General features: G+C 35.2%; 1 protein-coding gene. It reads left to right on the forward strand.

Going from position 1 to position 508, the window contains the following annotated elements:
- Positions 1-184: VOC family protein (locus ACRCJ0_RS19465; protein WP_431391871.1), on the forward strand; the 184-nt coding region annotated here is incomplete at its 5' end.
- Positions 185-508 lie beyond the last annotated feature (324 nt).

A 508-nucleotide genomic window follows, 5' to 3' on the forward strand; every position in this document is an offset into this window, starting at 1 on the left:
CGACTTAGGAAATGGCTATGGTCATGTTGCGATTGCTGTAGAAGATTTAGAAGCGCTTCATGCATCGCAAAGCGAGAAAGGTTTAGATGTTACTGACCTTAAACAATTACCAGGTGATACCAAACCAAGATACTTCTTTGTGACTGATCCAGATGGCTACAAAATTGAAGTAATTCGGTTATAATAACTAAATTCAAAGTCTTTAACGATTAAAGCTTTATCCGACAAAAAAGGATTGTTTTCTAAGTGATTTCATGTTAGAATTGCAATATGCGATGAGGCGACACGCACAGCATATTGTAAGTCTGTGCATGTAGTTAAAGAAAGTACACGATGAAAATCACCACGGGAAGTGGGTACTTGGTCAAAAGCTGGTGTGAACAGCTTAGACCCTAGTCTTGGAAAGCGAGGACATTTTTTGTTCTCGCTTTTTTTATTTATCTAAAAATGAAAGCTTTTTCATACCACTATTATTAAATTTTAAGTTATAATAAAGAATACAGTAATA

This window comes from Aerococcus sp. L_32 (assembly GCF_050689315.1).